This is a genomic window from Stenotrophomonas sp. TWI1151, assembly GCF_039673135.1.
Lineage (GTDB): Bacteria > Pseudomonadota > Gammaproteobacteria > Xanthomonadales > Xanthomonadaceae > Stenotrophomonas.
Genome location: NZ_JBDJLA010000002.1, coordinates 186,959 through 203,837, shown reverse-complemented (window position 1 = coordinate 203,837; position 16,879 = coordinate 186,959). Strand labels below are relative to the sequence as shown.

The following is a 16,879-nucleotide window of genomic DNA, read 5'->3' as shown; positions in this document are numbered from 1 at the left end:
GTGTCACTCGCTCTTGTCAGGCACCTTCGGCAACGCCACACCCTTCGGCCACAACATCCAGATCGTGCCCTTCTGCTTCATGTGCCCGGCCAGCTCACCCGCCGCATCGCCGGTGCCCCAGAACAGGTCCGCGCGCACTTCGCCGGTGATGGCACCACCGGTATCCTGCGCGGCGACCGGGCGCACCAGGGCGGTGCCGTCCGGGCGCGTGGTGGACAGCCACAGCAGGCTGCCCAGCGGCACGACGTTGCGATCCACCGCGACGCTGTAGCCGGCGGTGAGCGGCACGTTCAACGAGCCGCGCGGCCCTTCATCGCTGTCCGGGCCGCGGGTGAAGAATACATAGCTGGGGTTGCTGGCCAGCAGCTCGGGCACGCGCGTGGGATGGGCATCGGCCCAGGCGCGGATGGCGGCCATGCTCACGTCGGCCTGTTTCAGCTCGCCCTGCTCCACCAGCCAGCGGCCGATCGGGCGATAGGGATGGCCGTTCTGGTCGGCGTAGGCAATCCGCAGCTGACGACCATCGGCCAGCTGGACGCGGCCCGATCCCTGGATCTGCAGGAACTGCAGGTCCATCGGGTGGGTCAGCCAAGCCAGCACCGGTGCTTTGACGCCGTTCGCGGCGATCCGCGCGGCATCGTCATACGGTTTGAGCACGCGCCCTTCCACGCGGCCGCGCAGGCGCTTGCCCTTGAGTTCGGGGTAGAGGCTGTCGAGCTGGACGCTGACCATGTCGCCCGGCACGCCGTACACCGGCACCGATGCCTTGGCGGTACGCGTGAGGCTGCCGGCGTAGATGGGCTCGTAGTAGCCGGTGATCAGGCCGTCAGCCCGGTTGTTGGCGGCGCGCAGCGCATAGACGTCGAGATTCGCCTGCAGGAACTGGCGGATGGCGGCCGGCGTGGTGGCAACCTTGGCCGCCGCTGCGCAGGTGGGTGCCCAGTTGGCCTCCGTCTTCAGGCGCGGGCAGGCACTGCGCCAGGCCGCGAAGCCGGCTTGCAGATCGGCGTCCGCGACGGCGGGCAATGCGCTCCAGTTTGCCTTCGCATAGGTGCTGTTTGGCGCTGGCGCTGGTGATGCCGGGCGCTGCGGCGCGACCGCGCACGCGCTCAACAGCGCCAACCCGACGCCCATCAGCGCGGCGTGCTTGAGTGTGGACAGGACGGGCGTGAACTTCATGGGCGGCGTTCCTGTTGCAGCAGCAGCGAGTGCAGGATGCGGGCGTCTTCGACATCGAGATCCGCGGGGAGATCATCGCGGCCGCGGAAGCGGCGATGGAAGGCGCCGACGGCAGCAGCGCGGTCGTCCATCGGGTAACCGAACGTCTGCAGGGCCATCCAGGGATCGAAGCCGACCGGTGCCGGGCCATCGGCTGCGCGCGGCCACACGCCGAAACCGGCTTCGGCCAGTTGCTGCCACGGGAAGAAGCGGCTGGGATCCTGCTTGCGCGACGGGGCCAGATCGGCATGCGCGATGATCTGGCTGCGCGGGATGCGCAGGCGCGTGCACAGGTCATCCAGCAAGCGGATCAAGGCCGCGATCTGTGCCGGTGCGAACGGTGTGTCGCCGTCGTTGTCGATCTCGATGCCGATCGAGGCCGAGTTGAGATCGGTGATGGTGCCCCAGCGCCCGGGACCGGCATGCCAGGCGCGACGGTCATCGCCCACCAGCTGGTAGATGTGGCCATCGGCGCCGACCAGGTAGTGCGAGCTGACCTTGCCGCCGCTGTTGGCACTACGCAGCGTATCCAGGCTCTCCTGCACGGAATGCTGATCGGTGTGGTGCAGCACGATCACCACCGGCGCGCGCGCGTTGTGGTTCGGCGACGGCACCCAGGTGGCGAGCGGGCTGCGGACGGTGGTACTGGCGCAGGCGGCGAGCAGCAGAAGGGCGAGCAGTGCGAGGGAAGTACGGGTCACGTGCATGCCTGCATTGTGCGTGATTGCACGATCAGCTGCCAAAGCGCGGTAGTGCCCGGCAGGCGCCCACAAAAAAGCCGGCGACCCGAAGGCCGCCGGCGAAGGTAAAGCATCTCTCTCTCGTTTCTAATGCGGTATCGCGCAGCTCAGGCCTCGTAGGCCGACTCGCCGTGCGAGGTGACGTCCAGGCCGGTGCGCTCTGCTTCTTCGGTGACGCGCAGGCCGAACACCATGCGTACCACCAGCAGGATCAGCACGGTGGCCACGGCACACCAGACGATGGTGAAGCCGACGCTGACCAGCTGCACCCAGACCTGGTGGCCGATGTCCAGATCGGCCTTGGTGCCGCCCAGCGATTGCGCGCTGAACACACCGGTGAGCAGTGCACCGACGATGCCGCCGATGCCGTGCACGCCGAACACGTCGGCGGTGTCATCGACCTTGAGCAGGCGCTTGAGACCGGTGACGCCCCAGACGCAGACCACGCCGGCGACCAGGCCGATCACGATCGCGCCCAGCGGACCCACGGTGCCGCAGGCCGGGGTGATGCCGACCAGGCCGGCCACGGCGCCGGAGGCGGCGCCCAGCGCGGACGGCTTGCCCTTGCTGACCGCTTCGACCAGGGTCCAGCCCAGCACGGCAGCAGCCGTGGCGAGGATGGTGTTGATGAAGGCCAGCGAGGCGACGGTATCGGCCGCGGCGGCCGAGCCGGCGTTGAAGCCGAACCAGCCCACCCACAGCAGCATCGCCCCGATGTAGGTGAACGGCACGTTGTGCGGCTTCAGTGCCGTCTGGCCGTAGCCGATGCGCTTGCCGACGAAGTACGCGCCCACCAGGCCCGCCACGCCGGCATTGATGTGGACCACGGTGCCACCGGCGAAGTCGATCGCGCCCATCTCACCCAGATAGCCGCCGCCCCACACGATGTGCGCCATCGGGATGTAGCTCAGGGTGAACCACAGGGCAGAGAACAGCAGCACGGCCTTGAACTTGATGCGCTCGGCGAAGGCACCCACGATCAGCGCGGTGGTGATGCCGGCGAAGGTCGACTGGAAGGCGACGAACAGGTAGTCCGGCAGGCCGGCGATCGGCGTGTTGCCCACGGTATCCGGGCCGAAGCCCTTGAGGAAGGCGAACTGCGTGAACGAGCCGAAGAAGGCGTTGCCTTGGCTGAACACCGCGCTGTAGCCGTAGGCCACCCACAGCATCAGCACCAGCGAGAACACCACCAGGATCTGGCTGAGGATGGACAGCACGTTCTTGGAGCGCACCAGGCCGCCGTAGAACAGGGCCAGGCCCGGCACCACCATCAGCAGCACCAGCAGGGTGGAGGTGAGCATCCAGGCGACATCGCCGTGATCGAACGTGGCCGCCGCGGCGGCTTCGGCGACCGGGGCGGCCGTGGCTTCCGGCGTGGCCGGCAGCGGCTCGACCGCGACCGTCTCCGACGGTGCCGGGGTGACCTGGGCTTGGGCGTGCGCACTGCTGGAGAAGGCACCGACGGCCAGCGCGCTGAGCAGCATCATCAGGCACACGGCATGGAACCGGGCTTGCCACCCGGTGAACAAAGAGGTCTTCATTGTGGGCTCCGAGTGGGGTTAGAGCGCGTCAGCGCCGATTTCGCCGGTGCGGATGCGGACGACCTGTTCGACCGCGGTGACAAAGATCTTGCCGTCGCCGATCTTGCCGGTGCCGGCCGCGGTCTGGATGGCCTCGACGACGGCCTCCAGGCGATCGTCGGTCACGACGGTCTCGATCTTGATCTTCGGCAGGAAATCCACGACGTACTCCGCGCCGCGATACAACTCGGTGTGGCCCTTCTGGCGCCCGAAGCCTTTGACTTCGGTCACGGTGATGCCCGACACGCCAGCGTCGGAGAGGGCCTCGCGGACCTCGTCGAGCTTGAACGGCCGGATGATGGCGGAGATCAGTTTCATGCGCATATCCCGATGGTGGATGGAACCGGCCCACGTGGGACCGATGTCAGGTCAACCGGCGGCCACTTGCACATGGCCGCCGGTCGTTGCGCCGAACGTTGCATGGGCCACGCCGTTGCCGACGCCCGAAGGGCGACGCCAGCGGTGACGCGGGAGGGAGGAAGGGCCCATGACACGCGTCCGGTCTCTCTTGCCCCTGGTGGTGAAGCGGACCAACGGTCCGCTCTACCCTTTCATAGCGGACCAACGGTCCGCTCTACCCTTTCGTAGCGGACCAACGGTCCGCTGTACGACGTACCTTGCCGGCTCCCCAGCCGGAAAGGCGGCGACGATGACGAAGGGTGGGAGGGAAATCCTTCGTCATCGTCACCTGTTGCTCAGTTCGCGTAGTACATCTGGTACTCGAGCGGGTGGGTCGCCGCGCGGAACTTGGTGACTTCCTGCATCTTCAGTGCGATGTAGCCGTCGATGAAGTCGTCGCTCATCACGCCACCGGCCTTGAGGAACTCGCGGTCCTTGTCCAGCGCTTCCAGGGCCTGGTCCAGCGAGGAGCAGACCTGCGGGATCAGCTTCTCCTCTTCCGGCGGCAGGTCGTACAGATCCTTGTCGCTCGGTGCGCCCGGGTCGATCTGGTTCTTGATGCCGTCCAGGCCGGCCATCATCAGCACGGTGAAGGTCAGGTAGCCGGACTGGATCGGATCGGGGAAGCGCATTTCGATGCGGCGCGCCTTCGGGTTGGACACCCACGGAATGCGGCACGAGGCGGAGCGGTTGCGGGCCGAATAGGCCAGCATCACCGGGGCTTCGAAGCCGGGCACCAGGCGCTTGTAGCTGTTGGTGCCGGAGTTGGCGAAGGCGTTGATCGCCTTGGCGTGCTTGAAGATGCCGCCGATGTACCACAGCGCCAGCTGGCTCAGGCCGCCGTAGCCGTCACCGGAGAACAGGTTGGTGCCGCCCTTGGAGAGCGACTGGTGCACGTGCATGCCGCTGCCGTTGTCGCCGACCAGCGGCTTGGGCATGAAGGTGGCGGTCTTGCCGTTGCGGTGGGCGACGTTCTTGATGACGTGCTTCATGCGCAGCAGTTCGTCGGCCTTCTGCACCAGGGTGCTGAACTTGGTGCCGATTTCGCACTGGCCGGCGGTGGCCACTTCGTGATGCTGCACTTCCACTTCGATGCCGACCTGTTCCAGCGTCTTGCACATTTCCGCACGCAGGTCGTGCAGCGAATCGGTCGGCGGGACCGGGAAGTAGCCGCCCTTCACGGCGGGACGGTAGCCGCTGTTGGCGCCGTCGTACTTGTCACCGGTGCTCCAGGCCGCTTCTTCGGAATCGATCTTGAAGAAGGTGTGGCCCATGTCGTTGGCGAAGCGGACCGAGTCGAAGATGAAGAACTCCGGCTCCGGACCGAAGAAGGCCTGCTCGGCGATGCCGGAGGACTTCAGGTAGGCCTCGGCGCGCTTGGCGATGCCGCGCGGGCAGCGGCCGTACGGCTGCATGGTGGCCGGATCGAGGATGTCGCAGCTGATGACCAGGGTCGGGTCGGCGTAGAACGGGTCGATGTAGGCACTGGACGGATCCGGCAGCAGGACCATGTCCGATTCGTTGATGCCCTTCCAGCCGGCGATGGAGCTGCCATCGAACATCTTGCCTTCTTCAAACAGCGACGGCTCCACGATGCTGACCGGGAAGGTGACGTGCTGCTCGATACCACGCATATCGACGAAACGCAGGTCGATGAACTCGATCTGGTTGTCCTTGATCAGCTTCTCAACATTTTCCACGGACATCGGTGAAACCTCAGATGGGTGATTGCGTAGGTAGATACAGCAAACCCCGTGCCAACTTTTCAGCGTTCACAAATCCTTGATTTCACTGGCCTGGCGCGCCGCGCGTCGCGTGGGCGGACGCACCAAAGCAGTGCAAACGCTGCACCACGCACACCTTTGGTGCGATGCGCGATGCTCTATGCTTTACGCCCACGGGCCGTCGACAGGCGACGTTGGCCACAGCGTCCCGCTGTCGCCGCTGCCCGATTCCTCCCTTCCGCGAGCTCCAGTACCGCCGATGTCCGACCTGTTCTCCGCCCTCCTTCTGGGCATTCTTGAAGGCCTCACTGAATTCCTGCCGATCTCCAGCACCGGCCACCTGCTGATCGCCCAGCACTGGCTGGGGGCACGCTCGGATTTCTTCAACATCATCATCCAGGCCGGCGCGATCCTGGCGATCACGCTGGTGTTCCGGCAGCGGCTGTGGTCCCTGGCGACCGGCCTGCATGAGCGCGCCAACCGGGATTACGTGCTCAAGCTCGGGACCGCCTTCCTGGTCACCGCCGTGGTTGGCCTGCCGGTCCGCCTGGCCGGCTGGGAGCTGCCGGAGACGGTCACGCCGGTGGCCTGGGCGCTGATCATCGGTGGCCTGTGGATGATCCTGGTGGAGGCCTACACCGCGCGCCTGCCCGAGCGCGATGAGGTGACCTGGAAGGTCGCCATCCTGGTCGGTGTGGCGCAGGTGGTGGCGGGTGTGTTCCCGGGCACCTCGCGTTCGGCGGCGGCGATCTTCATCGCGATGCTGTTCGGCCTGAGTCGCCGCGCGAAAGCCACCGAGTTCGTGTTCCTGGTCGGCATCCCGACCATGTTCGCCGCCAGCGGCTATGCCTTCCTGGAACTGGCCAAGGACGGCAAGCTTGCCAGCGAGAACTGGACCGATGTGGGCGTGGCCTTCCTTGCCGCGGTCGTCACCGGCTTCATCGTAGTGAAGTGGTTGCTGGGCTACATCAAGTCGCACAAGTTCACGGCGTTCGCGGTTTACCGCATCGCACTGGGCGCGGCATTGCTGCTCTGGTTGCCGGCTGGCAACTGAACGGCCCGGCGCCGACGTCACCCCGTTGTGGCTGCGCCGGCGTTTTTCCCCAGGTTCCCAAGGAGATGTACATGAAACGCACCCTGATGCTGATCCTGCCGCTGGCCCTCATGGCCGCCTGCAGCAACCCCTCCACCGCCCCGGCCGGCCGCGATGACCTCGCCCCGGCACCGACCGCCGCCGCCGACCAGGCCGCCGTGGCCCGTCTGGACGTGCAGCGCCTGCAGGGCAGCCATTGGCGCCTGGATTCGGCCACCGACGCCGGCGGCAAGCGCATCGATGCGCTGTTCGCCCGCGCCGACAAGCCGGTCACGCTGGACTTCAAGGATGACCGCATCGCGATCAGCAACACCTGCAACCGCATGGGCGGCGGCTACACGCTGGCCGATGGTTCGCTGACCATCTCGCCGATGGCCTCGACCATGATGGCCTGCACGGACAAGAACCTGATGGCGCTGGACCAGGCCGTCGGCAGCCGCCTGGAAGGCGCGCTCAAGACCGAACTGGGCGATGCCGGCCAGCTGACCCTGCGTACCGCCAACGGGGATGTGCTGGTGTTCACCCCGGAACCGACCGCTGAAACCCGCTACGGCGGCGAAGGCGAAACGGTGTTCCTGGAAGTGGCCGCGCAGACCAAGCCGTGCCCACACCCGATGATCCGCGACAAGCAGTGCCTGCAGACCCGCGAGATCCGCTATGACGCCAACGGCATCAAGCAGGGCGAGCCGGGCGAGTGGCAGAACTTCTACGACGTCATCGAGGGCTACACCCACGAAGACGGCGTGCGCAACGTGGTGCGCGTGAAGCGCTACACGATCGCCAACCCGCCGGCCGATGCCTCGTCCAACGCCTATGTGCTGGACATGGTGGTCGAGTCCGCGAACGAGACAAAGTAAGACGCAGAAGGGCGGCCACCGGCCGCCCTTCTTCATCCCGTAGTGCCGGCCGCTGGCCGGCTCCCGACTGTAGTGCCGGCCGCTGGCCGGCTCCCGACAGCGCAGTACCGACCAACGGTCGGTACCTACCGGATGTGGTGACGACCAACGGTCGGTACCTACCGGATGTGGCGCCGACCAACGGTCGGCACCTACCGGGGCGCGCCGACCTGCGGTCGGCACGTATCACCTCACGCCAGCGCCGGATTCAACGTGTAGGTGCCATGCAACGAGGCTTCGGCCAGCACGTGCCCGTGCATCGCATGCAGCACATCCGCGGCGGTGAACGGCGTGGGCAGCACCAGCTGGGCCACGTCCAGCGCGAACACACGGAAGAAATAGCGGTGCACGCGCTCATCGTTGAACGGCGGGTACGGGCCGTCGTAGCCCAGGTACTGGCCGGCCATGTCCGGATTGCCGGCGAACCAGCCGGTGAAATCGTTCAGGCCCTGGCGGCAGCCTGCCGGGCCCGCCGGCTGCGTCTTGCCGCCCACGGTGAAGCCATCGCTGCAGCTGCCCGCGGCCAGCGCGCGCACGTCGGCCGGGATATCGGCCATCGCCCAGTGCGCGAAGTGCGCACGCGGCTGATCGCGCGGCACCGTGCAATCCTGGCGGCCGACCGTGTCCGGCACGGTCGGCACATCCGGGTCGATGCACAGCAGCGCGAACGACCGGGTGCCGGCCGGCACATCGTGCCAGGCCAGCTGCGGGTTGCGGTTGGGCGCGAAGCCCTCGGCATCGCCGGCCGCGAAGGTGGCGGCGATCGGTTGGCCGTTGGTGATGCTGTCACTGCTCAGATGCATACCGGTCTCCTCATTCTTCCGGGTAACCCAGGCGCACGGCGACCGAGGTCAGCAGCGCGAAGGCCGGGCCCATTTCATCGCGGTAATCACGCCAGTGGCCTGGTGCCATGCGGGCCGGGCCAAGCGTGGGTGCCGGCGGGAAACGCATGCCGAACTGGGCGCCGAGGTACTCGGCCATCGCCTGCGGATCGTTGCCGATGTCGTCGATCTTCAACAGCGCGTGCGGGTACAGGCTCTGTTCGTGCAGGGTGGCGACCTGGGCCAGCGAACGCGCCAGCCATTCGGCCGCTTCGTGCACCGAGGTCACCGCGAGCGGCGCCGGGGCGCTGAAGGCGATCCACTCCAGCAGCATGTCGCGCGGATCGCGCAGCACGATCACCAGGCGTGCTTCCGGCAGCTGCGGGCGCAGCGCCCACAGCAGTGCGTTGTCCCACCACAGCAGCCAGTCGATCACCGCGCCTTCGGCGATGCCCCGGGCCGGCAACTGGCTGCGCCACTGCTCCACCAGCGCCTCGGGCGTGAGCTTGCCGGTCGAGAGCTCCTGCAGCGTGTGATAGCGCTGGAAGGGATCGTTGGGCGGCGTCGGCCCGAAGCGGTCACCGCGCATCACCGGGCTGGCGGCCGCCATCGCGGCGACCACCCGCTCCACCCCGGAGCCCGGCGCACCCCAGATGAACAGCGGGGCGATGGCATTGTCCTCAGCCACCGGCGCCAGCTCCGGCCAGCTCAGCGGGGCTTTGGCCTGCGGCGGCAACGGCAGGCGCTGGGGTGCCTCGGCCGCATGCAGGTCCACCCACGTCCGCAGCGCATCGTGGTACTGGCCGGCACGGTCCTGGACGGACCCCAGCCACGCGCGCAGTCCGGCCTTCGCTTCTTCAGGTGCGTTGTCATGCAGCGCCTGCACGCGCGCAATGGCGGCGGCCGGCTCGCGCGTGAGCAGGCCGTCGACCAGGCGCACTTCAGCAGACACCCGGCCCGGCTCCAGCGCGACGATGCGCTCGGCCACGGCCTCGGCCTGGTCGGCTTCGTTGTTCATGTCGTGCAGGCGCAGACGCGTTTCCAGTGCCGGCAGGTGCTCAGGCATGGCCTGCAGCCAGCGTTCGCCCACGGCCACCGCTTCCGGGCCACCCACGGGTTCCACGGTAAGGCGCGCCATCCACAGGTCATGCACCCCGGGATGATCGGCCAGGGTCGCATCCAGCGTTTCCCGGGCCTGCTGTTCACGCCCCAGGCGCTGCCAGGCCATCAGCAGCATCTGCAGCGTGTGGCGATCGGACGGCCACTGCGCCAGCACCGGCAACAGGTGCTCAAGCGCCAGCAACGGCTGACCGGCCTGCAGTTCGAGCTCCCCGGCCAGACGGCGCATGGCCGGGGTGTCGCCACCGGGCGCCGCCAGCACCTGGCGCATCATGTCCGACGCGCTTTCCAGGTTGCCTTGGCGCAGCGCAAGCTGGACCACCAGCCCCTGCAGGGCGGTGGTCGCCGGATTCAGGGCAAGCACACGGCGGAAGGCCTGTTCGGCGAAGGCCAACATGTCTTTGCCGAGGTAGGCGAAGCCGAGCGCATACAACACACGGGCGTCATCGGGCAGCGCCTGGCTGGCTGCCGAGAGCTGGGCCAGCGCGCGATCCACTTCGCCACGGCGCAGCGCGACCATGCCCGACAGCGCGGCCAGTTCCGGATGCTCGGCGTCCACGCGCAGCGCCAGGCGGGTCAGTCGATCGGCTTCATCCACGTCGTTGCGGGCCAGCGCCAGATGCGCCTGCATCACGTACGCGGACAGTTCGTTGGGATTGAGTTCGGCCGTGCGGTCCAGCGCCGAGCCGGCCGCATCGAACTGGCGCAGGGCCAGCAGCAGGCCCGCCTGCTGCAGATGCAGGTCGGCGTTGTCCGGCGCCAGCGTCAGCGCCTGCTGCAGGCTGGCCAGTGCGTCATCGAACTGGCCCTGCTGCTGCAGCGACAGCGACAGCCAGCGGTGCGCCTGCGGCTGCTCCGGCTCGGCCGTGGTCCATTCGCGCGCCAGCTGTACCGCGTCGTCGGCCGCATTGCGGCGCAGGGCTTGGAGAATCTGGTCTTGCATGACGGTCCGAACTCGAGGGCAAACCCCGATTGTAGCGGGGCCGGCCGGCCAGAACGCCCGATCAGGCGGGGGTATTGGCCTCGATCCGCAGCCGCTGGGCTACCCAGCGCTCGGAGAAGCCATCGCCGCGCCAGTTTTCCAGGAAGCCGCAATGGCCGCCCCACGGGGCAATCTCCAGGTGGGCATGGGCGGGCAGACGCCAGCCGTTGAAGGTGGCGAACGGGATCACCGGATCGTCCTGGGCCATCAGGATGTCGGCCGGCACCTGCAGCCCGGCCAGGCGATCACCCGCGATGGAGTAGCCATCGAAGTAGGCCTGCAGCGAACCGAACTCGGTGTGGTGCTCGACCAGCCAGGCGGTCAGCGCGCGGATGTCCAGCTTGAGCACGCGGTCGTCCCAGTCGCTCAGCTCGGGAAACAGATCGCGCTTGCGGCGCAGCGAGCCAGCCCATTTACGCCGGAAGTACCAGTCATACATTGCCGGGCCGTTCTCGATGCTCTCCATCGTGATCGCCGGGTCCAGCACCGGGCAGACCGAGGCCACGCGGCGCAGCGGCACGCCGGCCGAGGGCGCACGCAGGGCCAGGCGGAGCACGAAGTTGCCACCCAGCGAATAACCGGCCGCGACCAGGGGCAGCTCGGGCCAGCGTCGGGCGATGTCGCCGGCGGCCTGCACCACTTCATCGATGCGGTTGGAGTGGAAGATGCCGGGGTTGAGGTGGTGGGTGTTGCCGTGGTCGCGGAAGTTCAGCCGCACCACGTCGTAGCCCTCCTCCAGCAGCCGCGCGGCAGTCATGCGCATGTAGCTGGATTCGGCACTGCCTTCCCAGCCATGCAGCAGCAACGCCATGCCGATCGGCTGGCGTCCCTGGATATAGCTGTGCCACCCCTGCAGGCGGACGCCTTCGCCGCCATCGAGAATGAGTTCGTCGGTATGTGCGCCGGTGGCCGCCAGCAGCACCAGGCCGCGCTGCATGCGCATCCGGCTGGAACTGAGCATCGACTGCAGGTGCGGATTGCGCAGCCAACGCGGGGGGTGATAGTCGGCAGCGGTCAACATGGGCGCGAGCCTGCTCCCGGCCGCGACGCTGGCGTGTGAAGGATCACCACCGCCTACTCGGCGGACATGGCCGCCAGGATGCGCGCACGCGAGGTTTCTGCGATGCGGCGACGGCCTTCCAGATCGTGGGTATCAATGGGCGCGAGGAAGTGCACCTCGGCCCGCCGTGCCGGCTCTCCCAGCACACGCAGGAAGTTGGCGAAGAAGCTCTCTTTCGGGCCGAACGCGACAATTGTCTGCGCATCACCGCGCCAGCCATACCGCAACGCGACCGGCTGGATCGGGACCTGGGTCTCGACGGCGGCCTGGAAGATGCGCGCATGGAACGGGCCGACTTCATGGCCACCGCGGGTGCGCCCTTCCGGGAACACGCCGACCGCCTTGCCTTCGCGCAGGCGCACGACCATTTCCTGCATCACGCCGCCCAACGATTCGGTGCTGCCACGCTGGTGGAAAATGGTCTGCCCGCGCGCGGCCAGCCAACCGACCACCGGCCAGCCGGCGATCTCCTGCTTGGCCACGAAGCCCATCATCCGCTGGCTGTGCAGCATCGAGATATCGACCCAGCTGACATGGTTGGCCACGAACAGCACCGCGCCCGGCAGCGGCGTGCCGATCCGGTGCAGGCGGAAGCCGAAGATCCACATCAGGCCGGCCGACCAGGCGTTCACCGCCGCATGTTCGAACGTGCGCTCGCCCACACGCATACGCCCCCACGGCGGCAGCATGGCGATCAGCAGCATCGGCAGGAACAGCAACAGGTGGACCAGCAGCAGCGGTACGCGGTACAGGTAACGGCACACACGCGCCACGCCGCCACGTGAGGCCGGAGTGGGGGAATTCATCCGCGAACGATACCCGAGCGCCGCAGGCTCTGCCAGCGGAATCCGGACAAATCGATGGCGTGCGCAAGCCAGCCGCCGCAAGCCGTCAAGCCAACGGCCACCGGCGGCACAACGGCCGTGCCCACATGCGCCGGCGCACTGTCGCGGGCCACGCAACACAGCATCCGTGCCATGCGCGCGATCAGCCCGGGCGCACGGCGGGCACCACCGCCAGGGTCAACCGCGAGGTACAGACCAGCTTGCCGGCCTCGTCCTCGATGCGGATGTCCCACACCTGGGTGCTGCGCCCGACATGCACCGCACGCGCGGTGCCGGTCACCGTGCCGGCGCGCACGGCGCGGATGTGGTTGGCATTGATCTCCAGCCCGACGCAGACCTGCGCGGTGGTATCCACGCACAGGTTGCCGGCGCTGCTGCCGAGGGTTTCGGCCAGCACGACCGACGCCCCGCCGTGGAGGATGCCGTACGGCTGGCGGGTGCGTTCGTCGACCGGCATGGTCGCGCTGATCCAGTCCTCGCCGGCGGCGGTGAACGCGATGCCCAGGTGCTCGATGAGCGTGTTGCGGCTGAGCGCGTTGAGCGCTTCGATGGACACCGCGTCGCGGAATACCTGGGACATGCAGCTTCTCCGTGGGGTTGCAGACTTACAGGATCGGGACCAGCCCGGCGCCGAAGGCGGTGAGCATGCGCACCAGCAGCCACTTCGGCCCGACATTCACTTCGGGAAAGTCACCGACGGCGACATAGCACGTGTGGAAGGCCGGGTCCTGCCGCTTGAGCGGATCCGGGCACGCGGGCCCGGGCTGGAATTCGTAATCGGTGGCGTAGCGCCACGGCCAGAAATCGAGCACCGGCAGCGCCTCGGAGGCCTTGCCGACGCTGTAGTTCAGGCCGGACAGCACCGGCGGCTTGGCACGCGGCGCGACCACCCAGGAGTTCTGCGGGTGGATGTCGCGCAGGATGCTCTGCGCCAGCGCCTCGGCGAACACCGGGTCATCGATGATCACCGCGCCTTCGGTGTTGTAGTTCTCGCTGCGCGGATCGAAGTTGTGCGTGCCGATCACGCCGATGCGGCGGTCAACCACCATCGACTTGGCATGCAGGCCCATGCGCGCGCCCTTGCGGGTGACCGGCAGCGGCTTGTTGACCGCCTTGGTGCCCAGGAACGAGGGCCGGGTTTCGGCACGCAGCACGCGGCGCTCGACTTCGCTGCCATCGGTACTGCGGCGGCGACCGCTGGCGCTGTTTCGATCGGCGCTCCCTCGGCGGGGGCCGCTGCTGGCACGGTTGTCGGCGCTGCCGCGCGCATTGCTGCCGGCCGCGCTGCCGCCGAGCAGGCTGCTGCGCTTGCCCTGCGACGGCGGCTCCTCGGTTCCCAGCGGTGCGGGCAGCAGATTGCGGTAATCCACCGGCGCATCCAGCGGGAACGGCTTGAACTCGTAGATGTTGAAGCCAAGCTCACGCAGGTTGCGGCGTTTGTACTTGTAGGACAGCGCGTAGACGATCGGGTTGTCGGTGGCGGCCAGGCTGTTGGTCGAGACCACCACGCGCGGCGCCTGCTCGCGCTTGCGCAGGGTGCGGAACAGCTGCTGCGCCGGCTTGGACAGGACCAGATACGGCGTCTGCAGCAACACCTCGGACTGCGCGCTGGCAATCAGCGCATCCAGCTGCGGTTCGGTCACGTGCTGGCCGTTGGCCGGCTGGCTGGCGCGTTCGCGGCGATGTTTGCGTGGCAGGTCCGCGACGTACTGCACCGAGGCTACCGGCAGAGCGGTGTCGACGAAGGTACGCCGCACGAAGTCCGGATCGTTGGCTTCTTCGCTGACCCGCTCGACCCGCTCCGGGCGCCGGAAGTCGGCCGGCGGCATGGCCGGTACGCCCTGGCGGAGCAGGGTTCGCCCCACATCGTTGAGGCGCTCGGCCGGCACGCTGCGCGGCGCGCGCCAGAAGGCATCGAAGTTGGCGGCCATCTCGCGCACTTCCGGGCCGGCCACGATCACGTCGCGGTCGCGGAAATTGTATTCACTGTCCCAGTCGTAATAGTCGTCCTGGTAATTGCGCCCACCGACCACGCCCAACGCATCGTCGACCACCAGCAGCTTGTTGTGCATGCGCTGGTTGAAGCGGCGGAAGCAGCAGACCACGCTGGCGGCGTAGTCGAAGTAGTTCAGGCGTGCCTTGCCGAAGGTCGGGTTGTAGACCCGCAGCGAAAAATTGGCATGGCTACCGGACAGGGCGCCGAGAATCTCCAGATCGGAGATCGCCGAGAGCTGGTCGATCAGCACGCGCACCTTGACCCCGCGGCGGGCGGCCGCCTGCAGTTCGTCCAGCACCAGCCGGGCGCTGTCGTCCTTGTCGAAGATGTAGGTCTGCAGGTCGATGCTGCGGGTGGCGCTGCGGATCAGGTTCAACCGTGCGACCAGCGAGATCTCGCCTTCGTCCAGGATGGTGGCGTAATGCCGCGGCTGCCCCGGGTGGGATTCGGCAAAGGCGCGGCCACCGAGCGCGCGCAGCGGTGAATCCAGCGCGCAGCGGTCCGGCTGGTCGCAGTCGACCACGGTCGAGCGCGCCTGCACGGCGATGCCGGCCGCGCGCTCGCGTTCGGCGTTGGACAGCGAGGCACAGCCGCTGCCCAGCAACAGCGTTGCCAGCACCAACAGACGCAGCAATGGATTCACGGTTTCGGCGCCTCGCTCAGACGCGCACGCAATACAAAGGTCACTCGATCACTCAGGGCAAGCTGCCAGCTGTCCATTCCATACCGGCCACGTTGGACGGTACCGCGGCTGACCACATCGCAATCATACCCGGCCCGGGCACAGGCCGGCGGCTCGACCCGCAGGGTCTCCGGGTGGCTGACCCCGCGCAGGATCAGCCGCCCCTGGATGCTGCCGCCCTTGTCCACCACCTCGGGCCAGTAGGGCAGCGAGTCGAACTCGACCACCGGGTAGCGGGCCGAGTCGAAGAACTCCTCGCCGCGCATCCAGCCGGTGTACCGGGGCTTGCCGGGGATTTCCACATAACGGGTGAACATCCGCAGGTGCACCTGGTGGCGACCGTCGGAGAGCACCTCGATGTTGCCTTCAAAGCGCGGGAACACGCCCTCGATGCGCTGTCCCAGCCGCGTCCGGATCTCAAACCCGAAGCGCGAACTGGCCGTATCGAAGGCCAGGGCATGGCTGGTCGGAGCCGGTACCGACGACGGCGGGGCGGCATGCACCGCCCCTGCCATCAACAGCAGCCCGGACCACGCCGCGCGGACTGCCCACACTGCTTACGGCCACCAGAAGGCGGTCAGGCTGGCCACGCCAGGCTCGATGGCGGCCTCACGGTCGAAGGCCAGTACCGCGATCCCACCCGGCGGCATGCCCCGGTAGTCGCTGCTGGTGCCCTCGCTCATCAGGGCCACCAGTTGTTCCAGGCCGGGGTTATGGCCCACCACCAGCAGGCGGTCCACATCGCGGCGTGCATCGATCAACCCCATCAGGGTGCCGGGGGTGGCCTCGTAGACAGCATCCTCCAGCCGCTTCTCGACGAAGCCGGTGATGCCCAGGACGGCTTCCAGGGTTTCGCGGGTCCGCCGCGACGGCGAGCAGAGCACGCAGTCCGGCAGCAGATTGTTTTCCTTGAGCCAGCGGCCGGCGGCCTCGGCTTCGGCCAGACCGACCGGCGACAGCGGGCGGTCCAGATCGGCCTGGCCGGTGCTGGCGGTTTCAGCATGGGCGTGACGCAGCAGTATCAGTTCTCGCATGGGATCTCTCGTGTCAGGCTTTCTTCAGCCACTTCAACAGCGGCTCCCAGTCATTCTGGTGCTCGCGCACCTGGGCCGAGCGGTAGTCGAACAGACTCCGTCCGAGCCCGACCATCACCACATAGCTTTGGCTGTCGCGCAACTGCGCGACGACCTCATACGGCCAATCGGCCAACATCTGTATCGCCTGTTGCGAGGTCTGCGTCCAGGGTTTGGTGCGGTTGAGCACCAGCCCGACCGGCAACCGGCGGTTATGTACGCGGGGAACCTTGGACAGGCTGTTGAGGAAGCCGACGATGGCTTCGATGTCCAGCGCGGAGGGCAGCACGGGGACCACCACCGCATCGGCAACGTCAAGGAAATGCGGAATATCGTCGGCCATCGCACCGGCCGGGGCATCGATGATGACCTCGTCGGTGCCCTCGGGAACCAGTCGTTCCCAGCTCTTTTTGCGGTACACGTCGATCGGCAGCACGGCGCTTTCCAGGACCGAGCGGCGTTGCGCCCAGCGGGTGCTGGAGCCCTGTGGATCGGCATCGGCCAGGACGGTCCGTTTGCCTTCCAATGCCGAATGCGCCGCCAGGTGGGTGGCGACGGTGGTCTTGCCCACCCCGCCCTTGGAACCGGCCACCAGGATCGTCTTCATGCAAGCCTCGCTTCCGGGGAACGTTCCCGCAGCCTACACCGGCG

16 protein-coding genes are annotated in these 16,879 nt (G+C 67.6%); 2 read left to right on the top strand and 14 right to left on the bottom strand.

What is annotated here, in order from left to right; genetic code table 11:
- Positions 1-3 precede the first annotated feature (3 nt).
- The 5 genes from ABE422_RS05040 to glnA form a co-directional block, all read right to left on the bottom strand.
- A complete protein-coding gene (locus ABE422_RS05040) occupies positions 4-1,179 on the bottom strand; it encodes an MltA domain-containing protein (protein ID WP_346482595.1) in 1,176 nt (391 codons plus the stop codon).
- The gene (locus ABE422_RS05035; RefSeq protein ID WP_346482594.1) at positions 1,176-1,925 is read right to left on the bottom strand and encodes an N-acetylmuramoyl-L-alanine amidase; all 750 of its coding nucleotides are present in this window, start codon (positions 1,923-1,925) and stop codon (positions 1,176-1,178) included. The genes ABE422_RS05040 and ABE422_RS05035 overlap by 4 nt, the downstream gene beginning before the upstream one ends.
- A gap of 140 nt (positions 1,926-2,065) precedes the next feature.
- Positions 2,066-3,499, bottom strand: coding sequence for an ammonium transporter (gene amt / locus ABE422_RS05030; RefSeq protein WP_346465356.1), 1,434 nt, complete (start codon positions 3,497-3,499; stop codon positions 2,066-2,068).
- Positions 3,500-3,517: 18 nt separating this feature from the next.
- Positions 3,518-3,856 (bottom strand): P-II family nitrogen regulator, encoded by a 339-nt coding sequence (locus ABE422_RS05025; protein ID WP_019184907.1) that lies wholly within the window; start codon positions 3,854-3,856, stop codon positions 3,518-3,520.
- Positions 3,857-4,233: 377 nt separating this feature from the next.
- Positions 4,234-5,643, bottom strand: coding sequence for a type I glutamate--ammonia ligase (gene glnA / locus ABE422_RS05020; protein WP_121044004.1), 1,410 nt, complete (start codon positions 5,641-5,643; stop codon positions 4,234-4,236).
- 277 nt (positions 5,644-5,920) lie between these two features.
- Here glnA and ABE422_RS05015 point away from each other — a divergent pair, with 277 nt between their 5' ends.
- Together ABE422_RS05015 and ABE422_RS05010 are read left to right on the top strand one after the other, a co-directional pair.
- A complete protein-coding gene (locus tag ABE422_RS05015; protein ID WP_313211218.1) occupies positions 5,921-6,715 on the top strand; it encodes an undecaprenyl-diphosphate phosphatase in 795 nt (264 codons plus the stop codon).
- 71 nt (positions 6,716-6,786) lie between these two features.
- Complete coding sequence (locus ABE422_RS05010) at positions 6,787-7,611, top strand: META and DUF4377 domain-containing protein (protein ID WP_346482593.1); 825 nt, start codon at positions 6,787-6,789, stop codon at positions 7,609-7,611.
- 230 nt (positions 7,612-7,841) lie between these two features.
- Here ABE422_RS05010 and ABE422_RS05005 read toward each other — a convergent pair whose 3' ends face one another.
- From ABE422_RS05005 to ABE422_RS04965, 9 genes are all read right to left on the bottom strand, one after another.
- Positions 7,842-8,453, bottom strand: coding sequence for a YbhB/YbcL family Raf kinase inhibitor-like protein (locus tag ABE422_RS05005; protein WP_313211216.1), 612 nt, complete (start codon positions 8,451-8,453; stop codon positions 7,842-7,844).
- A gap of 10 nt (positions 8,454-8,463) precedes the next feature.
- Positions 8,464-10,533: a tetratricopeptide repeat protein gene (locus tag ABE422_RS05000; RefSeq protein ID WP_346481130.1), complete on the bottom strand. Its 2,070-nt coding sequence runs from the start codon at positions 10,531-10,533 to the stop codon at positions 8,464-8,466.
- Positions 10,534-10,594: 61 nt separating this feature from the next.
- On the bottom strand, positions 10,595-11,590 hold the full coding sequence (locus tag ABE422_RS04995; protein ID WP_313211229.1) for an alpha/beta fold hydrolase: 996 nt from the start codon (positions 11,588-11,590) through the stop codon (positions 10,595-10,597).
- 56 nt (positions 11,591-11,646) lie between these two features.
- Positions 11,647-12,438, bottom strand: a complete 792-nt coding sequence (locus tag ABE422_RS04990) for a lysophospholipid acyltransferase family protein (protein ID WP_313211214.1) — start codon at positions 12,436-12,438, stop codon at positions 11,647-11,649.
- A gap of 181 nt (positions 12,439-12,619) precedes the next feature.
- The gene (locus ABE422_RS04985; protein ID WP_313211213.1) at positions 12,620-13,057 is read right to left on the bottom strand and encodes a hotdog fold thioesterase; all 438 of its coding nucleotides are present in this window, start codon (positions 13,055-13,057) and stop codon (positions 12,620-12,622) included.
- A gap of 25 nt (positions 13,058-13,082) precedes the next feature.
- Entirely contained in the window at positions 13,083-15,116 is a 2,034-nt protein-coding gene (locus ABE422_RS04980; protein WP_313211212.1) for a phospholipase D family protein, read from the bottom strand.
- Positions 15,113-15,670: a YceI family protein gene (locus tag ABE422_RS04975; protein ID WP_259462215.1), complete on the bottom strand. Its 558-nt coding sequence runs from the start codon at positions 15,668-15,670 to the stop codon at positions 15,113-15,115. Before ABE422_RS04975 ends, ABE422_RS04980 begins: the two co-directional genes overlap by 4 nt.
- 42 nt (positions 15,671-15,712) lie before the next feature.
- The gene (locus ABE422_RS04970) at positions 15,713-16,189 is read right to left on the bottom strand and encodes a histidine phosphatase family protein (protein ID WP_121043976.1); all 477 of its coding nucleotides are present in this window, start codon (positions 16,187-16,189) and stop codon (positions 15,713-15,715) included.
- 13 nt (positions 16,190-16,202) lie between these two features.
- Complete coding sequence (locus tag ABE422_RS04965; protein ID WP_313211211.1) at positions 16,203-16,835, bottom strand: ParA family protein; 633 nt, start codon at positions 16,833-16,835, stop codon at positions 16,203-16,205.
- Positions 16,836-16,879: the final 44 nt, after the last annotated feature.

Bases quoted from the DNA above. Each gene is read 5' to 3' on its own strand.
- ABE422_RS05040 (WP_346482595.1), bottom strand. From the start codon at position 1,179: ATGAAGTTCACGCCCGTCCTGTCCACACTCAAGCACGCCGCGCTGATG.
- ABE422_RS05035 (WP_346482594.1), bottom strand. From the start codon at position 1,925: ATGCACGTGACCCGTACTTCCCTCGCACTGCTCGCCCTTCTGCTGCTC.
- amt (WP_346465356.1), bottom strand. From the start codon at position 3,499: ATGAAGACCTCTTTGTTCACCGGGTGGCAAGCCCGGTTCCATGCCGTG.
- ABE422_RS05025 (WP_019184907.1), bottom strand. From the start codon at position 3,856: ATGAAACTGATCTCCGCCATCATCCGGCCGTTCAAGCTCGACGAGGTC.
- glnA (WP_121044004.1), bottom strand. From the start codon at position 5,643: ATGTCCGTGGAAAATGTTGAGAAGCTGATCAAGGACAACCAGATCGAG.
- ABE422_RS05015 (WP_313211218.1), top strand. From the start codon at position 5,921: ATGTCCGACCTGTTCTCCGCCCTCCTTCTGGGCATTCTTGAAGGCCTC.
- ABE422_RS05010 (WP_346482593.1), top strand. From the start codon at position 6,787: ATGAAACGCACCCTGATGCTGATCCTGCCGCTGGCCCTCATGGCCGCC.
- ABE422_RS05005 (WP_313211216.1), bottom strand. From the start codon at position 8,453: ATGCATCTGAGCAGTGACAGCATCACCAACGGCCAACCGATCGCCGCC.
- ABE422_RS05000 (WP_346481130.1), bottom strand. From the start codon at position 10,533: ATGCAAGACCAGATTCTCCAAGCCCTGCGCCGCAATGCGGCCGACGAC.
- ABE422_RS04990 (WP_313211214.1), bottom strand. From the start codon at position 12,438: ATGAATTCCCCCACTCCGGCCTCACGTGGCGGCGTGGCGCGTGTGTGC.
- ABE422_RS04985 (WP_313211213.1), bottom strand. From the start codon at position 13,057: ATGTCCCAGGTATTCCGCGACGCGGTGTCCATCGAAGCGCTCAACGCG.
- ABE422_RS04975 (WP_259462215.1), bottom strand. From the start codon at position 15,670: ATGGCAGGGGCGGTGCATGCCGCCCCGCCGTCGTCGGTACCGGCTCCG.
- ABE422_RS04970 (WP_121043976.1), bottom strand. From the start codon at position 16,189: ATGCGAGAACTGATACTGCTGCGTCACGCCCATGCTGAAACCGCCAGC.
- ABE422_RS04965 (WP_313211211.1), bottom strand. From the start codon at position 16,835: ATGAAGACGATCCTGGTGGCCGGTTCCAAGGGCGGGGTGGGCAAGACC.